Consider the following 24,653-nt stretch of genomic DNA (forward strand, 5'->3'; position numbering starts at 1 on the left):
CTCCTCCAGCTGGACTTCCTGGGAGCTGTCAACGGCAAGTTGAGCCCAGCCTGGAGACGGGAGCAATACCGGAGTGAGGAAGAGGGAGATTCTGGCTGCGCGCCCGGAAACGCCGCGCGAAGCCCGCGTGCAAGACCTTGCACAGTTACGCCGTACCACGATGTCGACCATTCTGTTTCGAGTGGCGCCAGATACGGTGCGGAAACATTCACGGTCAAGCTTGATCTCCGGCGGAGTCTCCAGGCTAGATTTTGAATAACTCAAATCTGAGAGGGACTGACGGTGCGCCCGCAGCGCGGACGCTCCAAGACGCCTTCGTCGCCGTTCCAAGCGGAGAGGGCCGGGTACGGTCGCTCCGGCGCCCGGGCTCTGGATACGCCGAAGTGCGGGGCATCCGCAGAGATGACGCCTCTCGCGCCGTCCGAGCGATCGTGACCGGTTCGCGCACCATTCAGACAGCGCGGAGCGGTACCTGCTCCCGGTCAGGCGCCGCCGAGCAGCCGCGCCCGACGCTCCAGCACGGCCGGCCAGACCTCCGGATTGACGAGCCGCGGCGGCGTCTCGCCCCGGAGCAGGCCGACGATCTGCTCGGCCCCCCAGGCGGCCACGTTTCGCCGCGCCTCGTGGGTGACGCCGGCGGTGTGGTAGGTCGCCACCACGGTGTCGAGCTGCAGCAGGGCCGCGTCGAGGGACGGCGGTTCCGGCGACCAGACATCGAGGCCCGCCCCGGCGAGATGGCCGGCGGTGAGCGCGGCGGCGAGCGCCGCCTCGTCGTGGACCCCGCCCCGGGCGGTGGTGATGAACAGCGACCCCGGCTTCATCGCCGCGAAGGACGCGGCGTCGAAGCTGCCCCGGGTGGTGCCGTCGAGGGGGCAGTGCAGGGACACGATGTCGGACTCGGCGAGCAGCCGCGCCCGGTCCACCGGCTCCGCGCCGCGGGCCCGGATCTCCGCGTCCGGGAGGAGGGGATCGTGGGCGAGAACCCGCATGTCGAAGCCGCGGGCCAGCTTGGCGACCTCCCGGCCGGTATGACCGATCCCGATGAGGCCCAGGGTCGCGCCGCCGATCTCGTGGCCCATCAGCGATTCGCGGGTGAAGCCGCGCGCGGTCCGGAGCAGGCGGTCGGAGACGCAGATCTTGCGCGAGACGGCGAGCATCAGGCCGATCGCCAGTTCCGCCACCGAGCGGGCATTGCCGCCCACTTGGTTCACCACCGCGACGCCGGCCCGGGTGCAGGCGGCGGCGTCCACCGTGTCGAAGCCCGCGCCGGCCGACGAGACCGCGAGCAGGTTCGGGCATTCGGCCAGCAGCGCGTCGGTCACGTGCCAGCGGCGCGGCAGCTCGTCCCGCGCCGGCGAGACGTGGAGGACGTGGGCCCTCGCCAGCAGCGCCGATAGCGCGTCCTCCGGTCCCTGCAGGTCGCCGACCTGCAGGTCGATGTCGGGCTCGGCCCCCAGGCGCGCGTCGAAGACCGGATTGATCCAGACGTTGAATCGGCAGACGCGCTTGGTGGCCGACACCCGGTTCAGCCCTTCACCACCACGTCGATCGCGTCGATGACGTGGTCGATGTTGTGGGTGTTGACGGCGGCGACGCAGATCCGGCCCGTCTCCAGGGCGTAGACCTCGTGCTCCTCGCGCAGGCGGGTGGCCTCGGCGGGGCTCAGGCCCGTGTAAGAGAACATGCCCTTCTGCGCCTTGATGGCGTCGAAGCCGCGCTCCGGGTGACGCTGCTGCAGGCTGTCGGCCATCCGCTCGCGCATGGCGCGGATCCGGTCGCGCATCTCGCCGAGTTCCCGCTCCCAGTCGGCGCGCAGCTCCGGGTCGGTGAGCACGATCTCGACGATCGCCGCGCCGTGGGTGTGCGGGTTGGAGTAGCTCGCCCGCACCAGCCGCTTGGCGAAGGCCTCGACCTTGGCCTTCGCAGCCGGGTTCTCGGCCACGATGGTGAGCGCGCCGACGCGCTCGCCGTAGAGCGAGAACGACTTCGAGAACGAGGAGGCGACCAGGAATTCCTGGCCCGACTCGGCGAACAGGCGAACCGGCTCGGCGTCGGCGTCGAGGCCGTTGCCGAAGCCCTGGTAGGCGATGTCGAGGAACGGGATCAGGCCGCGCTCGGCCATCAGGGGCACGAGGTCCCGCCACTCGTCGAGGCCGAGATCGGCGCCGGTCGGGTTGTGGCAGCAGGCGTGCAGCACCACGATCGAGCCCTTCGGCAGATCCTGGAGATAGGCCTTCATGGCCGGGTAGTCGGCGCCGCCGGTCTCGGCCGAGAAGTAGGGATAGTCGACCACGGTGAAGCCGGCCTGGCTGAACAGCGCCTTGTGATTCTCCCAGCTCGGGTTGCTCACCGCCACGGTGGCGTTCGGGTAGAGCTTGGCCAGCAGGTCGGCGCCGGTCTTCAGCGCGCCGGTGCCGCCGATGCTCTGGAGCGTCGCGGCCCTGTTCTGGCACAGGATCGGCGCGCCCTTGCCGAACAGGAGTTCCTGGACCGCGTCGCGGAACGGCTTGGTGCCCTCGATCGGCCGGTAGGTCTTCGGCAGGCCCTTCTCGATCCAGCGCTTCTCGGCGGTCTGCACGGCGCGCAGGCGCGGCACCTTGCCGTCCGCGTCCGTGTACACGCCGACCACGAGGTTGAGCTTCTTGGGGCTCGGGTCGGCGTTGAAGGCCTCGAACAGGCGCATGATCGGGTCGAGCGGCGCGTCCTGGATGCCGGCGAACAGCGAGGTCATGATCGTCAATCGTCCCAGAGGGTCTCGGCCGGCGACGCGCGGAGGGGCGCCGGCACGCCCGGCGACGGGCCGGGCCGACGCCCTTATTCCGCACATCGCGCTCGCCCGCCAGCGCTTCCGCGCGCATCAGCGTCCCGATCCGCTCAACGATCTGCGCGACGCTGCGCCCGACGATAGTCCGGGCGATCCGGGAGCGGCGCCCTTCCGGTCGGGGCGGAGACGGTCCTAGAGTGCCGCCATGATCCGTCGCCTCCTCCCGTTCCTCGCCCTTCTCCTCGCGTCCGCCCCGGCCGTCGCGCAGGCACCGGTGCGGATCGGCCTGTCGGCGCCGCTGACCGGTCCGGATTCCGCCTTCGGCCAGGGGCTCCGGCAGGGCGCCGAGCAGGCGGTGGCCGATCTCAACCGCGTCGCGGGCGGCCGCCCGCGCTGGGTCCTCGTCCCGGCCGACGACGGCGGCGACGCGCGGCAGGCCGTCGCCGTCGCGAAGAAGTTCGCCGCCGACGGCGTGCGCCTCGTCGTCGGACCGCTCGAATCCGGGGCGGTTGCGGCCGCGGCGCCCGTGTACGAGGAGGCGGGCGCGGTCATGGTCGCGCCCGCGGCGGCCTACGGGCCGCTGACCGGGCGGGGCCTGTGGAACCTGTTCCGCCTCGGACCGAGCGACGCCCAGCAGGGCCGGGCGGCCGGGGCCTACCTGGCGAAGGCCTTCGCGGGGCGCCGGGTCGGGATCCTCAGCGACCGCTCGACCTTCGGCCGCGGCCTCGCCGACGCGGTGGCGGCGCGGCTGAAGGAGGCCGGCATGCCGGAGGTGCTGTTCGACGGCTTCCCCCGGGGCGCCCGCGACCTCGCGGACCTCGTCGCGCGGCTGAAGGCGGCGCGCCTCGACGCGGTGTATTTCGGCGGCCTCGCGCCCGAGGCCGTGACCCTGCTCCGCGCCATGCGCGAGGCCGGCCTCGGCGCGACCCTGGTGGCGAGCGACGGCATCCTCGACCCCGCCTTCGCCGCGGTCGACGGGGACGGGGAGGGGACGGTCATGACCCTGGTTCCCGATCCGCCGCGCCTGCCCGAGATCCGCGGCGCTCGCCCGGTGCCGCGCTCGCCCGAGGCGGAGAGCGTCGCGGCCAACGCCTACGTGGCCGTGGAGCTCCTGGCGCAGGCGACCGAGCGCACCCGCGCCGCCGACCCGAGGACCGGCCGCATCGCGGACGGCCGCAAGGTGGCCGAGGCCGTGCGGACGGGGCCGTCCCGGACGCTGCTCGGATCGGTGGCCTTCGACGCGCGGGGCGACCGCGCCGCAGCACCGATCGCCCTGCGGATCTGGCGCCGGACGCCGGACGGTCGCCTCGACTACGCCGGCAACGACGCCGAGCCCTGAGAGCCGGCAAATCGTGTCGATGACGGAACGTGTTCGGTGTCCGTGACTTGCGGCCGGTTCCCGCGGGGACTACATGCGGGCGGTGCTGCTGAGCTGGCGCGGGCGGTCCCCCGGATCGGATCCGCGCCCTGCGGCGTTTCCCGAGCTCGATGACAGCCGAACACGCATTGCCGGAACGCCTGCTGCCGGACGGTCCGACTGGAGAAGGTGCATGGCGAAAGAAGAATTGATGCAGTTCGATGGTCTCGTGATCGAGATCCTGCCGGATGCGCGCTACCGCGTGCAGCTCGACCAGGGCCACGAGATCGTGGCCTACACGGCCGGCAAGATGAAGAAGAACCGCATCAAGACGCTGGCGGGCGACCGGGTGACGGTCGAGATGTCGCCCTACGACCTCGAGAAGGGCCGCCTCGTGTTCCGCCACAAGGACGAGCGCTCGTCCGGACCCCGCCCGCCGGTGCGCGGCGGTCAGTTCCGCCGCCGTTGACGACCGGGCGCGCGCGCCGGGCTTCCCCGGCCGCGCCCGCCTACCTGCTCTTGACCGTCACGGCGCTGCTCTGGGCCGGCAACGCCGTCACCAGCCGCTGGGCGCCCGGTCACGTGTCGCCCCAGGTCATCACGACGCTCCGATGGGCGGTCGCCTGCCTGGTGCTCATTCCCTTCGCCGCGCGCCGGCTCGCCGCCGCGTGGCCGCTCCTGCGACCGCACTGGCTGCGCATCCTGCTGATGGGCGGCCTCGGCTACACGGCCTTCAACTGCCTGTTCTACGCGGCCGGCGTGCATACCGGCGCGATCAACCTCGCCCTGTTCCAGGGGGCAATCCCCGTGCTGGTGATCGTCCTGAACCGGCTCGCCTACCGGGTGCCGGTCACGCCGGGGCAGGTCCTGGGCGTGGCGCTGACCCTGGTCGGCGCCGGCCTCGCCGCCACGCACGGCGACCTGTCGGTGCTCACGAACCTCGCCTTCAACCGCGGCGACGTGCTCGTCTTCGGCGCCTGCCTGCTCTACGCGGGCTACACGATCTTCCTGCCGACGCGCCCGAAGGTGCCGGCCCTGGTGTTCTTCGCCGCGATGGCGGTCGCGGCCTTCGTCACCTCGCTGCCGCCGCTCGCCGTCGAGTGGGCGACGGGCCACGCCGTCTGGCCCAACCGCGAGGGCTGGCTGATGGTCGCCTTCGTGGGCCTCGGGCCGTCGCTACTGGCGCAGCTCTTCTTCATGCGCGGCGTCGAGATCATCGGCCCGAACCGCGCCGGCCTGTTCGTCAACCTCGTGCCGATCTTCGGCGCGATCCTCGCCGTCCTGCTGGTCGGCGAGCCGTTCGGCGCGACGGAAGGGGTCGCCCTGGCCCTGGTGCTGGCCGGGATCGCCTGCGCCGAGCGCCTGAAACCGGCGCCCGCCGCAGAGGCGACTCCGGAAGCCGCCTACTCGCAGACGCGGACGCGGCGGATGTAGACGTCGCCGTAGGCGTCGTAGGTTCGGCGGCGCTCGAAGTGGCAGACCGGGCCGTAATCCTCCTCGACGTAGACCGGCGGCGGGGCGCGGTAGACCGGGCGGCCCGGGTAGTAGCCGTTGTTGGCCGACGCGATGGCGCCGCCGACGGCCAGGCCGCCGAGCACGCCGAGGGCCGCGGCGCCGCCGGCGCCGATGCCGTCGCGGGCCTGGGCGGCCGGCGCGAGCGTGGCGAGGCTCCCGACGACAAGGCTCGTCGCGAGAAGGTACTTCATGACATCCCCCTGAAAGCAGGCGATTCGTGCCGATCGATCGGCACAGAGCTGCTAGCACACCCGAGCTTTGGGGCGTTTGTTCGGCCGCACGTGCCGGCTTGACGTGAGGTGCTCCGCCGCACCAAACCCGGGGGCGAGCCGGAGGGCGAGCGAGAGGAGCGGCGACCGTCATGGTGACACGGGGCTTCGTCGGACGCAGGCAGCCGCCCGAGACCGGCGCGCGCCTGCCGCCGGGTCAGTATCTCACCGACGACTTCCCGATCCTCCAGATCGGCCCCAATCCGACCGTCGACATGGCGACGTGGCGGTTCACGCTGCGCGAGGGGGCCCGGCCGATCAAGGCGTGGAGCTGGGCGGAGTTCGAGGCGCTGCCCCGCACCACCTGGCGCGGCGACATCCACTGCGTCACCAAGTGGTCGAAGTTCGACACGACCTGGGAGGGCGTCAGCTTCGACGACATCCTGGCCGATGCCGGGATCGCGGCGCCGACCGGCTACCTCCTGGCGGAATCCCACGACGACTACACCACGAACGTGCCGGTGGCCGACCTCGTGGGCGGTCGCGCCCTGGTGGCGACGCGCTACGAGGGCCAGCCGATCCATCCGGATCACGGCGGCCCGGCGCGGCTGTTCGTGCCGCATCTCTACTTCTGGAAGAGCGCCAAGTGGGTGAAAGGCCTCCGGTTCACCCAGACCGACACGGCCGGCTTCTGGGAGCTGCGCGGCTACCACATGTACGGGGATCCCTGGCGTGAGCAGCGCTACATCGGTGACTGAGGCGGTTCCTAAGGTGGTGACTGGCGCAGTGACGGACACGGTGACGGACACAGTGACTGACCCGGCGTTCGAGCCCATCGTCTTCCGCTGGCACGAGGCGGAGATCACCGCGATCGCGCCGGTGACGCCGCACGTGAAGAGCGTCCGGCTGCGCTGCGGCCTCGCCGAGTCCTACCGGGCCGGACAGCACGTCGATGTCCGGCTCACCGCCGAGGACGGCTACCAGGCGCAGCGCAGCTACTCCGTCGCCTCGGCGCAGGACGGCAGCGGCACCCTGGAGCTGATGATCGAGGCCCTGCCGGACGGCGAGGTGTCCGGCTGGTTCTCGCACTGCGCCGAGGTCGGCGACCGGGTCGAGCTGCGCGGGCCGATCGGCGGCTCGTTCTCCTGGGACGGGACCGACGGCGGGCCGCTGCTCCTGGGCGGCGGCGGGTCCGGCGTGGTGCCGCTCCTGGCGATGCTGCGGCGGCGGGCGCAGAACTGGCGGGCGATCCCGGCGGCGCTGATCTACTCGGCCCGCACCCGCGCGGAGGCGATCGCGGTCGCCGAGCTGGAGCGGCTCGCCGAGACGGATCCCAACTTCTCCCTGCATCTCGCCACGACGCGCGAGCCCGGTGGCAAGCGGATCGACTCGCCCCTCGTCGCCGACGCGCTGGCGCGGATCGGGGCGCCCGGCAAGGTGTTCCTCTGCGGCTCGAACCGGTTCGTGGCCGCGGCCTCGGACCTGATCCTGGCGCAGGGCGTCGCGCCGGGCCTGATCCGCACCGAGCGCTTCGGCGCCTGAACGAGGCCTGGCGCTTTCCGGTCGAGGATCCCAGCTCTGTGTCTTTGCGAGCAGAGCGACGCAATCCGGAGTGCGCCACGTTCTCCAACGTCGCGCCGCCCCGGGTCGCTTCGCTGCGCTCGCGACGACGGAGCGGGTTGCACCGACCGAAGCGTTCCGCCGGAAGCCGAATCAGGGGCTGAAGATCAGCACGAGGTAGACGAAGAACAGCACGAGGTGCACCGCGCCCTCCAGCACGGTGGTGCGCGAGCCCGAGAAGGTCTGGGCGCTGAGGATCAGCGTCACGGCCAGCAGGGTCATCTCAGTCGGCTTGAGGCCGAGCACCACGGTCTGGCCGGTGAGCAGCCCGATGGTCAGGATCGCCGGCACGGTGAGGCCGACCGTCGAGGTGGCCGCCCCCAGGCACAGGTTGATCGCCCGCTGGAGCTCGTTGCGGGCCACCGCCTTGAGCGCCGAGATCCCCTCCGGCGTGAACACGATGGCGGCGATCAGCACGCCGCCCAGCGCCGTCGGCGCGCCGAGCGCCGCGATGCCGTGGTCGAGGATCACCGCGAGGCTCTTGGCCAGGATCACGATCGGCAGGACGTTGGCGAGCAGCAGGCCGACATGCTTGGCGACGCTGCCGCCCGAGACCGGATCCGCGCCGTGCGGCGGCTCCGTCGCCTCGGGTATCTCCGCGTCGATGAAGAACTCGCTGTGGCGCCCGGTCTGGATCAGCAGGAACACGCCGTAGAGGGCGAGGGTGAACACCGAGAACGTGACCGCCTGAAGTGTCGTCAGGGTCCCGTCGCTGGTGGAGCTGGTGAAGTTGGGGATGATCAGCGCGATGGTGGTGAGCGGGATGATCACCGCCATGAAGGCCGAGGCGCCCTGGAGGTTGTAGCGCTGCTGGTGGTGGCGCAGGCCGCCGACCAGGAGACCCAGCCCGACCACGCCGTTCAGCACGATCATCAGCACCGCGAACATCGTGTCGCGACCGAGGGTCGGCGCGTCCTTGGCCGACAGCATCACGGCGGAGATCAGCGCCACCTCGATGATGACGATCGCCAGCGTCAGGACCAGCGTCCCGAGGGGCTCGCCGAGGCGGTGTGCCAGTTCTTCGGCCTCGTGCACCACGCCGAAGGCGGCCCAGACGATCACGGCGAGCAGCCACGCGAACAGGCCCCCCGCGAACAGGGGCTGAGACAGGTCCCCGAGCCAGTCCTTGCCGAACCACGTGAAGGCGAGAACCGTCGCCCAGGCTACCGCCACCCGCAGGGCTGCCATCATGAGGAACGTGTACTCCGCTCGGTTCGCGTCGGGCCTCGACGTGCGCGATTCACGGGAGCCTTAGCAGGTCGTCGGACCAGTGTCGGCGTCGACGGCCGATCGGCCGCGGGTCCATTCGCGCGCCGATGAGGCGTGCCGGATCCCGGATCGAGCGCGCGCAACCGCCCCATGCTGCGACGGGAGTGGTCAGTCGGCCCGGTTGGCGTTACCTTCCGGGTACCCGAATAAAGTCCGGCGCCTGATTCCCCCGCCGCGCGATGGCGCGCTGCCGGGCGCGGCACGGCCGTTGAGAGTTCCCGAAGCTTGCCTTTCCCGACCCTGCCCGCCCCCCTCGCGCGGGCCCTGAGCGACCGCGGCTACGCCGACCCGACGCCGGTCCAGGCCGCCGTGCTGGAAGCCGCCGCCGGCTCCCGCGACCTCCTCGTCTCGGCCCAGACCGGGTCCGGCAAGACCGTGGCCTACGGCCTCGCCATGGCCAGCATGCTGATCGGGGAGGCCGAGCATCTGCCGCCCCCGGCGGCGCCCCTCGCCCTCGTGATCGCCCCGACCCGGGAACTCGCCCTGCAGGTCCAGCGGGAGCTGTCCTGGCTCTACGGGCCGGCCGGAGGCCGTGTCGCGGCCTGCGTCGGCGGCATGGATCCGCGCCGGGAGAGCCGGATGCTCGCGGACGGCACCCACATCGTGGTCGGGACGCCGGGCCGCCTGCGCGACCACCTCGAGCGCCGCAACCTCGACCCGACCGCGCTGCGCGCCGTGGTCCTCGACGAGGCGGACGAGATGCTCGATCTCGGCTTCCGCGAGGACATCGAGTTCATCCTCTCGGCGACGCCCGCGGAGCGGGCCACCTACCTGTTCTCCGCGACCCTGCCGAAGGCGATCGAGACGCTGGCCGAGCGCTACCAGCGCGGGGCCCTCCGGCTCGCGATCAAGGGCGAGACCAAGGGCCACGCCGACATCGCCTACCGGGCGGTGCGGATCATGCCGCGGGAGACCGAGCACGTGGTGCTCAACCTCCTGCGCGAGGCCGACGCCGCCACCGCGATCGTCTTCTGCAACACCCGCAACGCCGTCCGGCACCTCCAGGCCAGCCTGACCGAGCGGGGCTTCTCGGTGGTGGCACTCTCGGGCGAGCTGGGGCAGGGCGAGCGCAACGCCGCGCTCCAGGCCCTGCGCGATGGCCGCGCCCGCGTCTGCGTCGCCACCGACGTGGCCGCCCGCGGCATCGACCTGCCGTCGCTCAGCCTCGTCATCCACGCGGATCTCCCGCACGACGCCGAGGTGCTCCAGCACCGCAGCGGCCGCACCGGCCGCGCCGGCCGCAAGGGCACCTCGGTGCTGCTGATCCCCAATTCCCGGCGGCGCCGGGCCGAGCAGATGTTCGCCATCGCCAAGGTGAGCCCCGAATGGTCGGGGCCGCCCTCGGCCGACGAGATCCGCCGGCTCGACGGCGAGCGCATGCTCTCCGACCCGCTCTTCGCCGAGCCGCCGGCCGAGGAGGACGTCGCGCTGGCCGAGACGCTGCTCGCCGGCAAGAGCCCGGAAGAGCTCGCCGCGCTCCTGGCCCGCGTGTACCGCACCCGCCTGCCGGCCCCCGAGGAGGTCAGCGATCCGGGCGAGGGCCGCGCGCCCCGCGGCGAGCGTCCGCCCTACGACCCGATGGACCCGGAGCGGATCGCCGCCATGGGCCCGGCGGTCTGGTTCCGGCTGAACCTCGGCCGCCGCGACAACGCCGACCCGCGCCGGCTGCTGCCGATGCTGACCCGTCGGGGCGGGATCGGGCGCCAGGAGATCGGCGCCATCCGGATCTTCGACCGCGAGACCAAGTTCGAGGTGCGTGGCAACGCGGCGGCGCGCTTCGCCGAATCCTTCGCCCGCAACGGCTCGCCGGAGATCCAGGTCGAGGCGCTCGCGGGCGATGGTGCGCCGGCCGAGCGCCGGGGCCCGCCCGCCGGGCCGAAGGGATTCGCGAGCCCGCGGGCCGGCAAGCACCAGCGCAAGGCCGAGCGCACCGGGCCGAAGGGCGACAAGGCCGGGCGCCAGACGGGCCGGGCCTGAGCGCCGGCCCCGGCAGACGTTCGGCCCTGTGATCGGGGCCGGCGCGGCGGATCAGAAGACGTTCTTGACGGCGTCGCCGAGGGCGTCGACGCTCTCCTTCAGCTTCCGCCCGGCCGGCGCCAGGGACGGGAGCTTGATGCCGAGCACCTCGGTGTCCTCAGCCTCGGCGGGCTCCGCCTGGGCAACGGTCGCGTTGGCGGCGCCCTTCGCCTTGTCGGCGGTCCGCGTCGGCGCGGGCGTTTGGCGAGTCGCCGCCTTGGGCGCGGGCTTCTCGGGGCGCTCGATCTTCTCGGCGCGCTCCGTCCTCTCCGATTTCCCGGAGCGCTCCGTCTTCTCGGCCCGCTCCTTCTTTTCGGGACGCTCGGCCTTCTCCGCGCGCTCCGTGCTCTCCGCCACCGGCTTCGGCGCGGCCGGCTCGACGAGCTCACGGGCCCGGACCGTCTCGGAGGCGCGGGGCGTCTGAAGCGCGGCCGTGCGGACCGGCGCCAGAGGCGCGACTTCCCGCGCGGCCGCGACCGGCGTGACGGGCGTCGGAACCGGGATGCGCTGCGTCGGCGCGACGGGGGCGGCGGCGACCTTCGCGGGCTGCGGGGCCGCCGGCCGCGGGGCGTCGGGCGCGGGCGGCGTCGGCGTGATCGCCGCGAAGGCTTCCGGCAGCGACACCATCCTGAGCGCCGGTGTCTCCGGCTTGGCGGGCTGCGCCGGGGCGGCCGCCGCCTGGACGGAGCCCTTGATGGCGGGCAGCCCGTCCTTCAGCTCCGGCCAGTCCGCGGCCTGCCGGGACGCGACGATCTTCACGGGGGTCGGCGCCGCCAGGCCGGCCATCACCGTCGAGGCGGCGACGCCGAAGCCGACCAGCGCGCTCGCGCCGGCCACGCTGAACAGCGCGACCTTGAGATTCAGCGACGGCCCGGTCTTGGCCGACGGCGTCCGGTCAGGCCGGGTCTCGGACGGGTCGAGGTTGAGATCGATCATAGGCCGGGGTCTCTGACACGATACACGCCGCGCGCGACCGGGCTCCCCTTCACCGGCCGCCACACTCCGAGGATTCGAAGGTGGTTCGACTCTGGTGGCGATAGAGGAGCTGCAATACGGCGCAATGATGTCGGTCCGAATTGCCTGCCCAGCCAGTCCTGGCGCGGCTATCCACAAGATTACGTCGCGCCGCTTAAGAATCGGTGTTCGCCCCGTCCGCGGCACTGGGGGTGGGACGGCCTGAGCACGTCCGGGGCGCCACTCTGCCGGCCGCCCGCGGCGGGCGCCATGGACTTCGCCGGCGCGGTCGCTATGCGTCAGCGCGTGGATACCCGCCCGAACCTGTCCCCGCGTATTGAGACGGCCGAAGCGCCGGACGCTCCCCGGCTCCGCCGCTGGCCCTGGTCGGCGTGGTCCACCCGCGCGCGGCTCGTCGCGGTGGTCCTGCTGATCGACGCCTTCGCGGCCGTGATCTCCTGCGCGGTCATCGTCCTGAACGCCCGGTCGGCCGTGCGCGTCGAGACCCGCGCGTCGCTCGCGACCGTCGAGTCGCTGGTGGCCGACACGATCCGCCTGTCCGACACGGCCGCGCCCGACACGCTGCTCCAGACCCTCGACCTGCGCTTCAAGGTCCTCCGGCACGTCCGGGTCGCGGTGCTCGACGCGGACGGTGACGAGGTCGGCCGGCCGCTGCCGCCGCCGCGCGCCGACCGGGAGGCGCCGCGCTGGTTCGCCGACCTGATCATGCCGCCGATCGAGCGCCACGCCCTTCCGATCGTCGTCAACGGGCGCCGGCTCGGCACGGCGCAGATCACCACGCAGCCGATGGACGAGATCGACGAGATCTGGGGCTACGCCCGGGCGCTCTCGCTGACCACCCTGGCGATCAACGCCGCGATGCTGATCGCGCTCTACATCGCGCTGGGCCGGATCCTCGCGCCGCTGCGGCGGCTCGGCGCCGGCCTGACCCAGCTGGAGCACCACGACTACACCGCCCGCCTGGAGCCGCCCGGCGCCCGGGAGCTGGCCGTGATCGCCGAGCGGTTCAACAAGGTCGCCGAGGCCCTGGGCGAGGTCCGGGCCGCCAACGGCCGCCTCAACCGCCAGCTCCTGACCGCGCAGGACGACGAGCGCCGCCGGACGGCCCTGGAGCTGCACGACGAGTTCGGTCCGTGCCTGTTCGCCCTGGAGGCCAACGCCGCCTCGATCGGCCGCATCGCCTCCGGCGCGGCCGAGCCGAGCCGCGAGAAGCTCGCCGCCCGGGCAGCCGAGATCAGTGCGATCGTCGGGCAGGTCCAGACCGTCAACCGGGAACTCCTGAACCGCCTGCGGCCGCACGGCCTCGGGCAGGCGCCCCTGGCGACCTGCCTCGACCTGCTCCTGCGCGGCTTCGGGCAGCGCCATCCCGGCATCACCTTCGCGGGCCGCTTCGACGGGCTGGCCCGGGGCTACGGCGACCTCGTGGACCTCACGGTGTTCCGCTGCGTGCAGGAGAGCGCCACCAACGCCGTGCGGCACGGCGCCGCGACCCGGGTGGAGGCCGAGGCGGCCGAGACCGGCGGCCGGATCGACCTCACCATCCGCGACAACGGCACCGGAATCCCGCCGGAACACGGTACCGGGCTCGGTCTGTCGGGGATGCGCGAGCGCGTGGAGGCCCTCGACGGCACCTTCGCCCTTGACAATGCCGGCCCCGGGGCGATCGTCCGGATCACGATCCCCGTTCCGCCCGACCGGGGCGACGAGAACAACACCGCGCCGAGCGCATGAACGCCATCGCATCCCAGATCGACGCCGCCGCCACGCGCCTGCCGGTTCTCGTCATCGATGATCACCCCATCGTCCTGCAGGGCTGTCGACGCGTGCTGGAGGATTCCGGCGTCGAGACCATCGCGGAGGCGACGACCGTCGTCGGCGGCTACCGGATCTTCCACCGGCTCCGCCCGCCGGTCGTGATCTGCGACCTGACCTTCCAGGGCAGCGGCATGGCCGGGCTCGGCCTGATCCGGCGGATCCGGGCGGTCGCGCCCGAGACGCGCATCCTGGTCTTCAGCATGCACAACGACCCGGTGATCGTCGCCCGCGCCCTCGAGGCGGGGGCCCTGGGCTACGTCCTCAAGGACCACGCCTCGGCCGAGCTGTTCGAGGCCTTCGCCAAGGTCCGCGTCGGCGAGGTCTACCTCGACCGGCGGCTCGCCACCGAGGTGGCGATGCTGCGCGCCGACGCCCGCCGCGCGCCGGAATCGCAGCTGACCCCCCGCGAGCAGCAGATCCTGGCGCGCCTCGCGCAGGGCCGCTCCTACGGAGCCATCGCGGCCGACCTGTCGGTGAGCTACAAGACGGTGACGAACGCCTGCTCGCAGATGCGCCAGAAGCTCGGCGTGCGCACCCTCGCCGAGCTGATCCACGTCGCCGTCACCCACGCGCAGCGGCAGGGCTAAGCCGTGGCATTTCCCGGACCTGACGACGCCTTCTCCCGGGAGGCCTGGGCGCGCAACGCCGCCGCCTACGAGACCATCCGGTCGATGCCGTTCAACGCCGAGCTCGCCGCTGGCACGCTGCCGCAAGACCGGTTCCGGCACTACATCGTGCAGGACGCGCACTACCTGATCGGCTTCGGCCGGGCGCTGAGCCTCGCCGCCGCGAAGGCGCCGGATCCGGACACGATCGTGCAGTTCTCCCGCGCCGCGCAGGAGGCGATCGTGGTCGAGCGCGCCCTCCACGGCGGCTTCTTCCGCGACTACGGCATCGGGCCGGAGACCTTCGCGGCCACGCCCCTGACGCCGGCCTGCGACCACTACGTCAGCTACCTCACGGCCACCGCCTACGCCGAGCCCTACGCGGTCCTCTGTGCGGCCCTGCTGCCCTGCTTCTGGATCTACAAGGCGGTCGGCGACGACATCTTCGCCCGCGCGGCGCCCGACAACCCGTATCGCGCCTGGATCGACACCTACGCGGGCGACGATTTCGCCGCCGCGGTCGCGGCCATGATCGCCGCCACGGACTGCGCGGCGCGGGACGCGTCGGAGGCCGAGCGCGCGCGGATGCACCGGGCGTTCACGCAGGCCACCCGGCTCGAGTGGCAGTTCTGGGACAGCGCCTACCGCGACGCGGCCTGGGTCCTGTGACCCGCCCGGCGCGCCCGTGACCGCGCCGGACGCCAGCCGCCGCGATCTCGTCGCCGCCGCGCTCGCTGCAGCCCTCGCCGCGCCGCTCCGTCCGACCCTGGCCGCCGCCGCCGGCGATCCGGCGCCGATCCCGCCGGATCGTCCCGTCCGGATTGCCATGCTGGTCTATCCGGGCCTCACCGCGCTCGATCTCGTGGGGCCGCAGACCTTCCTCGCCGGCCTCGCGCCCGGCAGCCTCCACCTCGTCGGCGCGGAGCCCGGCCCGGTGACGAGCGACACCGGCCTCGTCCTGGTGGCGACCCACGGCTTCGCGACCTGCCCGGCGGATCTCGACGTCCTGTTCGTCCCCGGGGGCGACGGCACCCCCGCACAGATGGGTGACGCCGCGCTCCTCGCCTTCCTGCGCGACCGCGCCGCGCGGGCCGGCTGGATCGCCAGCGTCTGCACCGGGTCGCTGATCCTCGGGGCGGCGGGCCTGCTGCGCGGCTACCGCGCGACGTCCCACTGGAGCGTGCGCGACGCGGTGCTGCCGCTCCTGGGCGCCCGGCCGGTGGCCGAGCGCGTCGTCTTCGACCGCGACCGCGTCACCGCGGCCGGGGTCTCGGCGGGCTCGATCTCGGGCTGGCGCTCGCCGCGCGCCTGCGCGGGGATTCCTACGCCCGCACCGCGCAGCTCGTCGCCGAGTACGCCCCGGCGCCGCCCTTCCGCGCCGGCACGCCCGCCGAGGCCGGGCCCGCGACCGTCCGGGCGGCCGAGGCGATCCTCGCGCCGCTGGTGACGGGGGCGGAGGCCGCAGCGCGCCGGTGAGCGCCGCGCCGGCGATGCAACCGGGACACGGTCCGGCGCGACGTGCGGCGGCGTGCTTGACGGCGCGCCGCCGGGGCCCGAACTGTTGCGGTGCACGATCCCCCGGAGCCGCCATGTCCCTGATCGCACGCCTGCGCGCCTACGCGGCCGAGGCTCTCGGCGTCGGCACGCAGGAGACCGTGGACGAGACGCATCTCGCGGCCACCGCGCTCCTCGTCCACGTCGCCCGCGTCGACGGCATCCTGGCGCCGGCCGAGAGCGAGCGCCTCTCGCGCCTCGTGCAGGGCCACTACGCCGACGGTCCGGATGCGGCGCGGGCGCTGATCGAGCGCGCCGCCGCCATGGATTCGGAGGTGCGCGACGTGGCGAGCCTCGTGGAGATGATCCCGCACGAGGCCGACCGGTCCGAGCGCGAGGAGCTGCTGACCATGGCGTGGTCGGTCGCGGCGGCGGACGGCAACGTCGACGAGTTCGAGGAGGCGCTGGTCGAGCGCCTCGGCCGCCTGCTCGGCTTCGACGAGGCCGCCATCGCGGCGGCCCGCCGCAGCGGACAGCAGGGCGTCGCGGCCGCGTAGTCCCGGCCGCCCGCGATGATCGCCAGCCTGGCCCTGATCCTGCTCGCGCAGCTGCTGGGCGAAGCCCTCGCGCGCGGCGCGGGCGTCCCGATCCCGGGGCCGGTGATCGGCATGGGCCTGATGTTCGCGTTCCTGCTGCTGCGCGACAATGCCCGCCTCGGCCTGCCGCGCGTGCTGCCGAAGCCGCTGACCGACGGGACGCTCGAGACGACCGCGCGCGGGCTGCTGATGAACCTGTCGCTCCTGTTCGTCCCCGCGGGCGTCGGCGTCGTCGGCCGCCTTGACCTGCTGCGGGCTCAGGGCGCCAAGCTGGCTCTCGTGCTGGTCGTCTCGACCGCCCTGTCTCTGCTGGTCACCGTCCTGGTGTTCCGCGCCGTCGCCGCGCTGGTCGAGCGGCGCGGGACCGACGGGGAGCCGTGACGGGTGGGCGGCGACTTCTCGCTCTGGGTCTACCTCGCCAAGACGCCGCTCCTGTGGCTGACGGTGACGCTGACTGCCTACGTCCTGGCGGACCGGATCGCCGCCGTGACCGGCCGGCACCCGATCGCCAACCCCGTCCTCATCACCGTCGTCCTGGTGGGAGCGGTCCTGGCCGTCACCGGCACGCCCTACGGGGCCTATTTCGAGGGCGCGCAGTTCGTCCACTTCCTGCTCGGGCCCGCCACCGTGGTGCTGGCGATGCCGCTCTACGAGCGGCGGGCGACCGTCCTGCGCGCCCTCGCGCCGATGCTGGCGGCCCTCGCCGCCGGGTCGGCCACCACCCTCGCCGTGGTGATCGGCCTCGCGCGCCTCCTCGACATCCCGCAGCCGATCCTCGTCTCGCTGGCCCCGAAATCCGTGACTTCGGGCGTCGCGATGGGCATCGCGGAGGCGCTCGGCGGCGACCCGACGCTCACGGCGATCCTGGTGATCCTCACCGGCATCATCGGGGCGATCCTCGTGACGCCGATGATGAACCTCCTGCGGATCCGCGACATGCGCGCCCGCGGCTTCGCCGCAGGGCTCGCGGCCCACGGCATCGGGACGGCCCGCGCCTTCCAGGTCAGCGAGGTCGCCGGCACCTTCGCGGGCATCGCCATGGGGCTCAACGCCTTCCTGACGGCGATCCTCGCGCCCCTGGCGCTGCACCTGCTGTTCTGAGCACCGGCTGTTCTGAGGCCTCAGGCGTCCAGCCGGTCGGCCACCGCCTCGGCGAGCGACAGGCTGGAGGTCAGGCCGGGGCTCTCGATCCCGAACAGGTGCACGATCCCCGGCAGGCCGTGCTCGGCCGGCCCGTCGATCCGGAAGTCGGCCGCCGCCTCGCCGGGCCCGGTCAGCTTCGGCCGCAGGCCCGCGTAGTCCGGGTACAGCGCCCCGTCGGGCAGGCCGGGCCAGTAGCGCCGGATCGCGCCGTAGAAGGCCTCGGCGCGCGCGGGATCGACCCGGTAGTCGAACCCGTCGACCCACTCCACGTCGGGCCCGAAGCGGGTGCGGCCGGCGAGGTCGAGGGTGAAATGGATTCCGAGGCCGCCGTCGATCCGCGGCGCCGGGTAGATCAGCCGCGAGAAGGCCGGCTTGCCGGTGCAGCCGAAGTAGTTGCCGCGGGCGAGGCGCAGCGTCGGGACGCGCTCAGCCGGGTAGCCCTCCGTGCCGGCGGCCAGGGCCGGGGCGCCGAAGCTCGCGGCGTTGACCACCGCGTCGAAGGCCATCGTGCCGGGCTCGGCGCCGCCGAACGCGGCCTGCCACTGCCCGTCCCGCCGCGTCAGGCCCTCGACCGGGGTGCGCAGGGCGAGCGCGCCGCCGTGATCCTCGATCGCCCCGAGCAGGGCGAGCATCAGCGCGTGGCTGTCGACGACGCCGGTGCGTGGCGAGTGCAGCGCCACCGTGCAGGCGAGATTCGGCTCCAGCTGCCGGGCGGCGCGTCCGTCGAGGAGTTCGAGGCCCGGGACGCCGTTGGCCTCGCCCTGGCGTCGGATCGCCGCGATCTTGTCGGCCTCCGCGTCGTCGGAGGCGACGATCAGCTTGCCGCACGCGCGATGCGGGACGCCGTGACTCGCGCAAAAGTTGTATAGGCGCCGGGCGCCCTCGACGCAGTGGTGCGCGCGCTCGGATCCGCCCGGGTAGTACATGCCGGCGTGAATCACTTCCGAGCTGCGGGACGAGACACCCGTCCCGAAGGCGTCCTCGGCTTCCGCCACGATGACGGCATGCCCGCGCAGCGCGAGTGCCCGCCCGATGGCGAGTCCGACGACGCCGGCTCCGACGACCAGGGCCTCCATGTCTTCGCGTTCTCCGACGCGCCCGGTTGGGCAGGTGAGTCCTCAATACCGCACTTGAGCCGGAACAACGACGCGCCCGTTGATTCGTCGTTGACCCTAAATCTCAATCCTAAGTAGAAATATCGGCGCGATAAATGCGCGGCTCGGTTGTAGCGGCAGCGGACTGGCCCATAATGAGGCCATCCGCCGCCTCCGGCCGAGGCCGAGAACGTCTCAGGGACATGCACCGGCCGTCGGCGGCGAAGAGCCCGATGGAAACCGACGAGAGCCACATCCGAAACACGTAGAATCGAGGTGACGACCATGCAGATGACATCGCCGAGCGTCGAACTCGCCGCAAAGATCCTGAGCGCCTACGTCACGCGCAACAGTGTCCCGGCGGGAACGCTGCCGGACCTGCTCTCCGAGGTACACCGCTCGATCACCGCCCTGGACCAGCCCGCGGAGCCGCAGGTTCGGCGGCCGACCGAGGCGCAGATCCGGGCCTCGATCCGGCCGGACACGCTCATCAGCTTCGAGGACGGCAAGCCCTACAAGGCCCTGCGGCGTCACCTGACGATGCGCGGCCTCACGCCCGAGGCCTACAAAGCCAAGTGGGGCCTGCCCGTCGATTACCCGCTGGTCTCGGCGGTCTACAGCGCCCGCCGCTCGACGATCTCCCGCCAGATCGGCGAGGGCCAGCGCCTGCGGATGCAGCAGGCCGCGGAGTAAATGGGCGTCGGTCGCCGGCGCGCGAGCCCGGCGACCGGTCCTCACGGCCAACCCGGGTTCTGCGCCTCGGCGGCGGCGGTCGCCACTTCCTGGATCAGAAGGGCCACGAGCCCGGACCATCCGGTCTGGTGCGACGCGCCGACCCCGCGGCCGCTGTCGCCGTGGTAGTACTCGTAGAACAGGACGTGGTCGCGGAAATGCGGATCCTCCTGCTCGATCCGGCTGTCGCCGTAGACCGGCCTGCGCCCGTCCGGGCGGCGGGTCGAGAGGCTGATCAGCCGCCGTGACAGGTGGGCGGCGATCTCCCGGAGCGCGTAGGTCCGGCCCGACCCGGTCGGCGCCTCGACCCGGAAATCCGGGCCGTAATAGTCGTGGAAGCGGTTCAGCCCGGCGATGAGCAGGTAGTTGACCGGCATCCACACCGGTCCCCGCCAGTTCGAGTTGCCGCCGAACAGCCGCGAGCGCGACTCGGCCGGCTCGTAGGCGAGCCCCAGGTCCCGCCCGTCCCAGGCGAAGCAGAACGGCTCGTCCGCGTAGACGCGGGACACGGCGCGCAGCCCGTAATCCGAGAGGAACTCGTTCGGGTCGAGGGCGCGGTGGAGCAGCGCCTTCAGCCGGTGCCCGCGCAGTAGCGACAGCAGCGCCGTCTGGCCCTCGCCGGGCTCGTTCCAGCGCGAGACCAGGGTCGCGAGGTCCGGGCGGTTCTTGAGGAAGAACACCATCCGGCTGCGCAGGGACGGCAGCCGCGCGAGGTCGCACTCGTTGATCACCGCCACCGCGAAGATCGGGATCAGGCCGACCATGGTCCGGGCGCGGATCGGGAGGCGCTGCCCGTCGCGCGTCTCGATGACGTCGTAGAAGAAGCCGTCCGGCTCGTCCCACACGCCCGCGCCCGTGGCTCCGGCGATGAGGAGGAAGTGCTCGAAGAACTTCTCCGCCATGTCCTCGAAGGTCGGGTCGTCGAGCGCCAGCTCGATGGCGATCCGCATCAGGTTCAGCGCGTAGGTCGCCATCCAGGCCGTCGCGTCGGACTGGGTCAGCGTGGCGCCGTCGCCTACCGGCTTCGACCGGTCGAAGATCCCGATATTGTCGAGGCCGAGGAAGCCGCCCTGGAACAGGTTGCGGTCGTCGGAATCCTTCCGGTTCACCCACCACGTGAAGTTCAGGGTGAGCTTGTTGAAGATCCGCTTGAGGAAGGCGTGGTCCGGCTGGCCGGTGAGCGCCCGGTCCAGCTCGAACACCCGCCAAGCGGCCAGCGCGTGGACCGGCGGGTTGGCGTCCCCGAAGCCCCACTCGTAGGCCGGCAGCGCGGCGTTCGGGTGGGTGTAGGCCTCGTCGACCAGCAGCAGGAGCTGGTTCTTGGCGAAGTCCGGGTCGATGAGCCCGAACACGATCGCCTGCAGGGCGAGGTCCCAGGACGCGAACCAGGGATACTCCCAGGCATCCGGCATCGAGATGATGTCGTTGGCGCGCAGGTGCGACCAGTCGCTGTTGCGGCCGTGCCGCCGCTCCGGCGCCGGCGCGGGCTGCGCCGGGTCGCCGGSGAGCCACTCGCGCACGTCGTAATGGTAGAGCTGCTTCGACCAGAGCATGCCGGCGAGCGCCTGCCGCTGCACGAGCCGCATCTCGGGATCGGCGATCGGTGCCTGGAGCGCCCCGTAGAAGTCGTCGGCCTCGCCCTCGCGGGCGGCGAAGACGGCGTCGAAATCCGCGAAGGGCGCGCCCGGCGCGGTCTCGGCGCGCAGGCGCAGGCGCACGGTCCGCGTCTCGCCGGGGCCGAGGTGCAAGTCGTAGCGGGCGGCGCACTTGGTGCCGGACAGGGTGTTGACGGCGGCCCGGTCGCCGCCCACGACGCACCGGTCGATCCCGTCCTTGTAGAAGCCCTCGGCGGGGCCGCTGCCGAACAGCCGGTGCGTGTTGGTCTCGTTCTCGGTGAACAGCAGGTCGCCCGCGCCCTCGGCGAAGAACCGGAAGGTCGGCATCTCGGGGTGGCGCGCCCAGACCGAGCCCTCCGACCCGGCCATCAGCTCCGGCTTCGGCGTGCCCTGCTTCCACGACCACGTGTTGCGGGCCCAGAGCTGCGGCAGCAGCGTCAGGGCGGCCGGGTCCGGGCCGCGGTTGGTCGCGGTCACCCGCATCAGGATGTCGTCGGGGGCGGCCTTGGCGTAGGCGACCTCGACGTCGAAGTAGCGGCCCTCGTCGAACAGGCCCGTGTCGAGGAGCTCGAATTCCGGGTCGTCGAGGCCGCGCCGCGCGTTCTCCTCGACCAGGCGCCCGTACGGGAAGGCGGCCTGCGGGTACTTGTACAGCATCCGCATGAAGGCGTGGGTCGGAATCCCGTCGAGGTAGTAGTAGAGTTCCTTGACGTCCTCGCCGTGGTTGCCCTCCTGGTTGGTCAGGCCGAACAGCCGCTCCTTCAGGATCGGGTCGCGCCCGTTCCACAGCGCCAGGGACAGGCACCAGTTCAGGTGGCGGTCGCCGAAGCCGCCGATCCCGTCCTCGCCCCAGCGATAGGCGCGGGACCGGGCGTGGTCGTGGGGCAGGTAGTCCCAGGCGTCGCCCTTCGGGCTGTAATCCTCCCGCACCGTGCCCCATTGCCGGTCGCTGAGGTACGGCCCCCAGCGGCGCCACGCCGGATCGGAGCGGGCCTCGACGAGACGGCGGCCCTCGGCGGTCTCGAAGAGGTGCGGCGGCACGCCGTCGGGCTTGGTCATACGCGCGCTGCTCCTGCCCCCGCGGATCCGTACCGGATAAAGCCGCGACGCCGGCAGGGAAAGTCAACGCCCCGCCGCGACCGGATCTCCGCGGGGGATCGCGCGACGCGCGATCACACGATGCGGATCGACAGGTCCGGCAGGCCCTCGATGGAGCCGGCGAGCACGTCCCCGCGGACGACCGGCCCGACATTCTCGGGCGTTCCCGAGAAGACGATGTCGCCGGCCTTCAGCTCGAAGGCCCGCGACAGCTCGGCGATCTGCTCGGCGACCGACCAGATCATGTCCGACAGGTCGGCGTCCTGCCGCACGGTGCCGTTCACGGCGAGCCGGATGCGGCCGCGCGCCGGATGCCCGACCCGGGCGACCGGCAGGATCGGCGTGATCGGCGCGGACTGGTCGAAGCTCTTGCCGATCTCCCAGGGCTTCTTCTGGTTGCCCATGCCGCGCTGGAGGTCCCGGCGGGTCATGTCGAGGCCGGTGGCGTAGCCGTAGACGTGGTCGAGCGCCTGCGCGGCCGCGATGTCGCGACCGCCCGACTTCAGCACGGCGACGAGTTCGATCTCGTGGTGGTAGTTCTGGGTCAGCGAAGGGTAGGGATGGTCGGCGACGCCGCCCGCGACGACCTGCACGGCATCCGCCGGCTTCTGGAAGAAGAAGGGCGGCTCGCGCGACGGGTCTGAGCCCATCTCGCGGGCGTGGGCCGCGTAGTTCCGGCCGATGCAGTAGATCCGGCGGACCGGGAAGACCTGCGCCTCGCCCAGGATCGGGATGATGGCCTGCGGCAGCGGGAACAGCGGGGCCGGCTGCGCCTCGGCGGCCGCGGCGGGGCCGAGGCCCGCGGCGGCCCCGGCGGCGACCGCCCCGAGCGCGCGGCGTCGACTGATCGTTGCCATGGCCGTGTCCCTTCACCTTGATCCGCGCGCCGCGCGGCGCAGGCGGGCGATACGACCGGGCGGGGCCGGCCGCCAGCGGATCCGCGGCCGGGATGGAGAGGCTCAGGCGGTCCGTGTCACCCGGATCCCCTCCGGGGCCGCCGCGACGCGCAGCCCGGTGTAGTCGGCGATGGTGGGATGATTGGTCCTCACCGGCTCGTGATGGGTCGCGGTGACGACCACGACGGCCGCATCCGCGGCCTCGGCCGCCCGGATGCCGGCCGGGGCGTCCTCGAACACGAGGCAGTCCGGCGCCGCGACGCCGAGGCGCCCAGCTGCCAGGAGGAAGCAGTCCGGCGCGGGCTTGCCCCGCGCCACGTCCTCGGCGGCCACCAGAAGGTCGGGGACCGGCATTCCGGCCGCCGCGAGGCGGCGCTCCGCCAGCCGCCGGGGCGCCGAGGTGACGATCGCCCAGCGGTGGCGCGGCAGCGCCTCCAGGAAGGCCTGCGCCCCCGGGATGGCCACGATGTCGTCGACATCCGCCATCTCGGCCTCGGTGATCGCGGCCGCCTCGGCCACGGGATCGACGCCCGGCAGGTTCAGCCGCCGGATGGTCTCGACCGACTGCACGCCGTGGATCGTCGGCAGGAAGGAGGCCGCGTCGAGGCCGTGCGCCTCGGCCCAGCGCGACCAGATCCGCTCCGCGGAGGCGATCGAGCTGATGATCGTCCCGTCCATGTCGAACAGGAGCGCCGCCAGGGGGCGCGACGGGAGGGCTGACTCGGGCATGGGCGAGGGCTAGGCCGGCGGCGGCGCGCCGGCAACCGGCCCGCGCGCATGGCCGCGTCTCGCGCGTGGCCGGGCCTCCGGGACGCCTTCGCCCGCGGTCGCCGCGGGCCCGCCCGCTTCACGGGCCGGTGCCTTTGGTGTAGCGCGGGGGCAATCCCGGGCCGTCGGCGGCCCTGCAGAAGCGAACATCGACCGACCATGCCGAGCCGCATCGACGCCACCTTCGCCCGCGCCCGCGCGGAGAACCGGTCCGTCCTCGTCACCTACGTGATGTCCGGCGATCCCGATCCCGCGACCTCACTCGAGGTCCTGAAGGCGCTGCCGGGCGCCGGCGCCGACATCCTGGAATTCGGCCTGCCGTTCACCGACCCGATGGCGGACGGCCCGGCGATCCAGGCGGCCGGCCTGCGGGCGCTCAAGGCGGGCCAGACGGTGTCGGGCACCCTCGACCTCGTGCGCCGCTTCCGCGCCGGCAACGACACCACGCCAATCGTGCTGATGGGGTACTACAACCCGATCCACACCTACGGCGTCGACCGCTTCCTCGACGACGCGCTGGCGGCCGGCGTCGACGGGCTGATCGTCGTCGATCTCCCGCCCGAGGAGGATTCCGAGCTGTGCCTGCCGGCCCTCGGCAAGGGCCTCGCCTTCATCCGCCTCGCCACGCCCACCACCGACGAGCGGCGCCTGCCGGCCGTCCTCGCGAACACGGCGGGCTTCGTCTACTACGTGTCGATCACCGGCATCACCGGGACGGCGACCCCGGATTTCGGCAAGGTCTCCGAGGCGGTCGCCCGCATCCGCCGCCACACCGAGCTGCCCGTCGTCGTGGGGTTCGGCGTCAAGACCGGCGCCCACGCGGCGGCGATCGCTGAGGGCGCTGACGGCGTCGTGGTCGGCTCCGCGCTCGTGGACGTCCTGGTGCGCTCCCTCGACGGCGAGGGCCGGCCGCAGCCCGGAACCGTCGAGGCTGTGACGGAGCTGGTGCGCGAACTCGCCGCGGGCGTGCGGTCGGCGGGCGTCGGACGGGCCGCCTGACGGGCGGACCGGGCACCCCTGGCGGCGGAGCGCGCCGCACCTGATATCTGCGCGGGCTTGAAGCGGACGGAC

Annotated in this window: 23 protein-coding genes and 1 pseudogene; 15 read left to right on the plus strand and 9 right to left on the minus strand. The window is 72.8% G+C overall.

What is annotated here, in order from left to right; all coding sequences use genetic code 11:
• Window positions 1-482: 482 nt before the first annotated feature.
• The gene (locus tag ASG32_RS28730) at window positions 483-1,520 is read right to left on the minus strand and encodes a hydroxyacid dehydrogenase (protein ID WP_056533130.1); all 1,038 of its coding nucleotides are present in this window, start codon (window positions 1,518-1,520) and stop codon (window positions 483-485) included.
• A 5-nt stretch (window positions 1,521-1,525) separates the two neighbouring features.
• Entirely contained in the window at window positions 1,526-2,731 is a 1,206-nt protein-coding gene (locus tag ASG32_RS28735; protein ID WP_056533133.1) for an amino acid aminotransferase, read from the minus strand.
• A 238-nt stretch (window positions 2,732-2,969) separates the two neighbouring features.
• Between ASG32_RS28735 and ASG32_RS28740 the strand changes: the two genes are divergently transcribed.
• From ASG32_RS28740 to ASG32_RS28750, 3 genes are all read left to right on the plus strand, one after another.
• The gene (locus tag ASG32_RS28740) at window positions 2,970-4,103 is read left to right on the plus strand and encodes a branched-chain amino acid ABC transporter substrate-binding protein (RefSeq protein WP_056533136.1); all 1,134 of its coding nucleotides are present in this window, start codon (window positions 2,970-2,972) and stop codon (window positions 4,101-4,103) included.
• Between the two features lie 211 nt (window positions 4,104-4,314).
• Window positions 4,315-4,590, plus strand: a complete 276-nt coding sequence (gene infA / locus ASG32_RS28745; protein ID WP_012320343.1) for a translation initiation factor IF-1 — start codon at window positions 4,315-4,317, stop codon at window positions 4,588-4,590.
• Window positions 4,587-5,555 carry a DMT family transporter gene (locus ASG32_RS28750; protein ID WP_056533139.1) on the plus strand — a complete coding sequence of 323 codons (969 nt, stop codon included), beginning with the start codon at window positions 4,587-4,589 and terminating at the stop codon, window positions 5,553-5,555. The genes infA and ASG32_RS28750 overlap by 4 nt, the downstream gene beginning before the upstream one ends.
• Here ASG32_RS28750 and ASG32_RS28755 read toward each other — a convergent pair.
• On the minus strand, window positions 5,525-5,827 hold the full coding sequence (locus ASG32_RS28755; RefSeq protein ID WP_012320341.1) for a hypothetical protein: 303 nt from the start codon (window positions 5,825-5,827) through the stop codon (window positions 5,525-5,527). The two genes, ASG32_RS28750 and ASG32_RS28755, sit on opposite strands and share 31 nt — an antisense overlap.
• Window positions 5,828-5,997: 170 nt before the next feature.
• Between ASG32_RS28755 and ASG32_RS28760 the strand changes: the two genes are divergently transcribed.
• Together ASG32_RS28760 and ASG32_RS28765 are read left to right on the plus strand one after the other, a co-directional pair.
• The gene (locus ASG32_RS28760) at window positions 5,998-6,603 is read left to right on the plus strand and encodes a sulfite oxidase-like oxidoreductase (protein ID WP_056533142.1); all 606 of its coding nucleotides are present in this window, start codon (window positions 5,998-6,000) and stop codon (window positions 6,601-6,603) included.
• 40 nt (window positions 6,604-6,643) lie between these two features.
• Window positions 6,644-7,387, plus strand: a complete 744-nt coding sequence (locus tag ASG32_RS28765; protein WP_244492277.1) for an FAD-binding oxidoreductase — start codon at window positions 6,644-6,646, stop codon at window positions 7,385-7,387.
• A gap of 171 nt (window positions 7,388-7,558) precedes the next feature.
• Here the strand turns inward: ASG32_RS28765 and ASG32_RS28770 are convergent, their stop codons facing one another.
• Complete coding sequence (locus tag ASG32_RS28770; RefSeq protein ID WP_042671759.1) at window positions 7,559-8,656, minus strand: calcium:proton antiporter; 1,098 nt, start codon at window positions 8,654-8,656, stop codon at window positions 7,559-7,561.
• A 303-nt stretch (window positions 8,657-8,959) separates the two neighbouring features.
• Here ASG32_RS28770 and ASG32_RS28775 point away from each other — a divergent pair, with 303 nt between their 5' ends.
• Window positions 8,960-10,711 carry a DEAD/DEAH box helicase gene (locus ASG32_RS28775; RefSeq protein WP_056533145.1) on the plus strand — a complete coding sequence of 584 codons (1,752 nt, stop codon included), beginning with the start codon at window positions 8,960-8,962 and terminating at the stop codon, window positions 10,709-10,711.
• A gap of 51 nt (window positions 10,712-10,762) precedes the next feature.
• Here ASG32_RS28775 and ASG32_RS28780 read toward each other — a convergent pair whose 3' ends face one another.
• Window positions 10,763-11,686: a hypothetical protein gene (locus tag ASG32_RS28780; RefSeq protein ID WP_056533148.1), complete on the minus strand. Its 924-nt coding sequence runs from the start codon at window positions 11,684-11,686 to the stop codon at window positions 10,763-10,765.
• A gap of 288 nt (window positions 11,687-11,974) precedes the next feature.
• Between ASG32_RS28780 and ASG32_RS28785 the strand changes: the two genes are divergently transcribed.
• The 7 genes and pseudogenes from ASG32_RS28785 to ASG32_RS28815 all read left to right on the plus strand — a co-directional run bounded on the left by ASG32_RS28785 (window position 11,975) and on the right by ASG32_RS28815 (window position 17,336).
• Window positions 11,975-13,456, plus strand: a complete 1,482-nt coding sequence (locus ASG32_RS28785) for an ATP-binding protein (RefSeq protein WP_056533151.1) — start codon at window positions 11,975-11,977, stop codon at window positions 13,454-13,456.
• Window positions 13,453-14,127, plus strand: coding sequence for a response regulator transcription factor (locus ASG32_RS28790; RefSeq protein ID WP_012320334.1), 675 nt, complete (start codon window positions 13,453-13,455; stop codon window positions 14,125-14,127). The genes ASG32_RS28785 and ASG32_RS28790 overlap by 4 nt, the downstream gene beginning before the upstream one ends.
• Window positions 14,128-14,130: 3 nt before the next feature.
• Complete coding sequence (gene tenA, locus ASG32_RS28795) at window positions 14,131-14,814, plus strand: thiaminase II (RefSeq protein WP_056533154.1); 684 nt, start codon at window positions 14,131-14,133, stop codon at window positions 14,812-14,814.
• A gap of 16 nt (window positions 14,815-14,830) precedes the next feature.
• Window positions 14,831-15,621: pseudogene (locus ASG32_RS28800) on the plus strand (DJ-1/PfpI family protein).
• Window positions 15,622-15,734: 113 nt separating this feature from the next.
• The gene (locus ASG32_RS28805; RefSeq protein ID WP_020093031.1) at window positions 15,735-16,196 is read left to right on the plus strand and encodes a TerB family tellurite resistance protein; all 462 of its coding nucleotides are present in this window, start codon (window positions 15,735-15,737) and stop codon (window positions 16,194-16,196) included.
• Between the two features lie 15 nt (window positions 16,197-16,211).
• Window positions 16,212-16,616 (plus strand): CidA/LrgA family protein, encoded by a 405-nt coding sequence (locus tag ASG32_RS28810; protein ID WP_020093032.1) that lies wholly within the window; start codon window positions 16,212-16,214, stop codon window positions 16,614-16,616.
• Between the two features lie 3 nt (window positions 16,617-16,619).
• The gene (locus ASG32_RS28815; protein WP_056533157.1) at window positions 16,620-17,336 is read left to right on the plus strand and encodes an LrgB family protein; all 717 of its coding nucleotides are present in this window, start codon (window positions 16,620-16,622) and stop codon (window positions 17,334-17,336) included.
• Window positions 17,337-17,356: 20 nt separating this feature from the next.
• Here ASG32_RS28815 and ASG32_RS28820 read toward each other — a convergent pair whose 3' ends face one another.
• On the minus strand, window positions 17,357-18,454 hold the full coding sequence (locus tag ASG32_RS28820) for an NAD(P)/FAD-dependent oxidoreductase (protein ID WP_056533162.1): 1,098 nt from the start codon (window positions 18,452-18,454) through the stop codon (window positions 17,357-17,359).
• Window positions 18,455-18,757: 303 nt separating this feature from the next.
• On the opposite strand from ASG32_RS28820, the gene ASG32_RS28825 reads away from it, so the two are divergent.
• On the plus strand, window positions 18,758-19,165 hold the full coding sequence (locus ASG32_RS28825) for a MucR family transcriptional regulator (RefSeq protein WP_026604910.1): 408 nt from the start codon (window positions 18,758-18,760) through the stop codon (window positions 19,163-19,165).
• Window positions 19,166-19,206: 41 nt separating this feature from the next.
• Here the strand turns inward: ASG32_RS28825 and ASG32_RS28830 are convergent, their stop codons facing one another.
• The 3 genes from ASG32_RS28830 to ASG32_RS28840 form a co-directional block, all read right to left on the minus strand.
• The gene (locus tag ASG32_RS28830) at window positions 19,207-21,879 is read right to left on the minus strand and encodes a hypothetical protein (protein WP_056533164.1); all 2,673 of its coding nucleotides are present in this window, start codon (window positions 21,877-21,879) and stop codon (window positions 19,207-19,209) included.
• A 113-nt stretch (window positions 21,880-21,992) separates the two neighbouring features.
• On the minus strand, window positions 21,993-22,775 hold the full coding sequence (locus ASG32_RS28835; RefSeq protein WP_056533167.1) for a fumarylacetoacetate hydrolase family protein: 783 nt from the start codon (window positions 22,773-22,775) through the stop codon (window positions 21,993-21,995).
• A gap of 102 nt (window positions 22,776-22,877) precedes the next feature.
• A complete protein-coding gene (locus ASG32_RS28840; RefSeq protein ID WP_020093038.1) occupies window positions 22,878-23,543 on the minus strand; it encodes an HAD-IA family hydrolase in 666 nt (221 codons plus the stop codon).
• A gap of 198 nt (window positions 23,544-23,741) precedes the next feature.
• Between ASG32_RS28840 and trpA the strand changes: the two genes are divergently transcribed.
• Window positions 23,742-24,581, plus strand: coding sequence for a tryptophan synthase subunit alpha (gene trpA, locus ASG32_RS28845; protein WP_056533170.1), 840 nt, complete (start codon window positions 23,742-23,744; stop codon window positions 24,579-24,581).
• Window positions 24,582-24,653: the final 72 nt, after the last annotated feature.

This window comes from Methylobacterium sp. Leaf361 (genome assembly GCF_001424445.1).
Classification (GTDB): Bacteria; Pseudomonadota; Alphaproteobacteria; order Rhizobiales; family Beijerinckiaceae; genus Methylobacterium.